The following is a 1,644-nucleotide window of genomic DNA, read 5'->3' as shown; positions in this document are numbered from 1 at the left end:
ACTTAAATGCTGCTTCTCGGCAATCTTGACAAGCTTTTTAGACGTCAGCATTTAATCAGATGTGAGTTTTCATTTCACTGTTTACTGTTTACTGGACGGCTACGCCGTGCCTTTGGCAACACTGAAAAAAATCCCGCCACTCTCCTATACCTTTTAAACAGGATTTAGTATAATTTTGATGGGCAAAAATTGCTATTAACTACCCGGAGGGGGAATTACAGGAATTTCGATCCCGTCCGGAGCTAAGGGGGGAGGTGTGGGGGTTAGTTCTGGCTGGTCAACAGGTTCAGGTGTACTAACTAAGGGGATATTTTCCAGCACGGGAAGACGGGGAGTGATGGGTTGCGAAAACATCGCTTGAATTGCCGCTTTTCTGGTTTCTGGCGGTTCCAAAGCTTGCTGCCAGAGACTTTCATAAAAGAAGAAAATCACCCCTAAACCCCGTTGACGAGCAGCCAATACCTTTTCTTCAATCAAGGGTAGGGCAATCGGTCGATTGCGTAAACCGGTTAAAACTCCCACACCGGTGGGGATAGTTTGCTGGGTTTCCTGAATTTCGGGACGCTCTATTTGTTTGAGAAAACTGGGCAAATCGGGACGATAAACCTGTACGATTAACTCATCGACTAATCCTTGCCGCACCCAACCGAGCCAATCCTGTAAATGACCATTATAGGCGAATTCGTAGGGATTAGGGGCGATCGAAAGCAGTATATTCGGTTTAATTGCCTGAATTGATTCTTTGAGATTAGCCAGAAAAGCAGTGATTTTATCGGCCCGCCATTTTGTCCATTCGGGATCCCGGGGGTTAGCTGGGGGCGTTTTTTCGGTTTCCTGTTGATAAAGAGCGATAGTATAGGGATCATAGCCGAATTCGTTGGGTAAACTCAGATGATCGTCGAATTGGATGCCATTAATATCGTATTGTCCCACTACTTCCAAGACTAACTCCCGCAGAAAATTCTGCACCTCGGGACGGAAGGGATTCAACCACACCACCTCACCGGCTGCCCCTACCCAAGTGGTCCCCCCGTCGCGTTTTTGGGTTAACCAGTCCTGATGTTTTAAGGCTAATTCCGAGGTGGGAGGAGCCATAAATCCGAATTCAAACCAAGGAATGACCAATAATCCCCTGCCACGGGTTTGTTCCACCAATTCTGCCAAGATATCTTGTCCCTGCGCTCCCGTAGGCACAAAAGGCTGTATTCCTTCCCGTTGGGCGATCGCACTGGGATAGAGAGCATAACCGGAATTCCAGACCACGGGATAGATAGCATTAAAATTAAGATTAACTAATTGCTCGATCGCCTGTTGTCGTTTATCCCTGTCCATCAGCATCGCAGTATCGTTGGTGGTGATCCAAACACCGCGGATATCAGGATCTCGACTTTGAGAGAAAGCGGCAGAAAAATAGCCTAATAGTAGGACTATGAGAAAAGATACTAAGAATAGTAGTATAGGGAACTTTTTAAGAATTTGCCGCCAAACGCTAGTCGGAATTAGAAAAGTCATTTCTTTAAGGTGAAGATTAACGGTTTTAACTGGTTATAATACCAGCTTTGCTCAACTCTTTGAGGCTAGATTGACCCAAAATATATAGCTAGGGTTTGCCGAAAAAGTTTTTCGTGGGGACAGGGTGTGGGG

General features: G+C 46.0%; 1 protein-coding gene. It reads right to left on the bottom strand.

All coding sequences use genetic code 11. The features are described 5' to 3' along the window. Positions 1-195: 195 nt before the first annotated feature. Positions 196-1,512: a family 10 glycosylhydrolase gene (locus IQ242_RS24180; RefSeq protein ID WP_193961706.1), complete on the bottom strand. Its 1,317-nt coding sequence runs from the start codon at positions 1,510-1,512 to the stop codon at positions 196-198. Positions 1,513-1,644: the final 132 nt, after the last annotated feature.

Origin of the sequence: Microcystis sp. LEGE 08355 (genome assembly GCF_015207185.1) — a bacterium.
Taxonomy (GTDB): Bacteria; Cyanobacteriota; Cyanobacteriia; order Cyanobacteriales; family Microcystaceae; genus Microcystis; species Microcystis panniformis.
The sequence above is the reverse complement of the archived record's forward strand: the minus strand, read 5'-3'. Positions and strand labels throughout refer to the sequence as shown.

Bases quoted from the DNA above. Each gene is read 5' to 3' on its own strand.
- IQ242_RS24180 (WP_193961706.1), bottom strand. From the start codon at position 1,512: ATGACTTTTCTAATTCCGACTAGCGTTTGGCGGCAAATTCTTAAAAAG.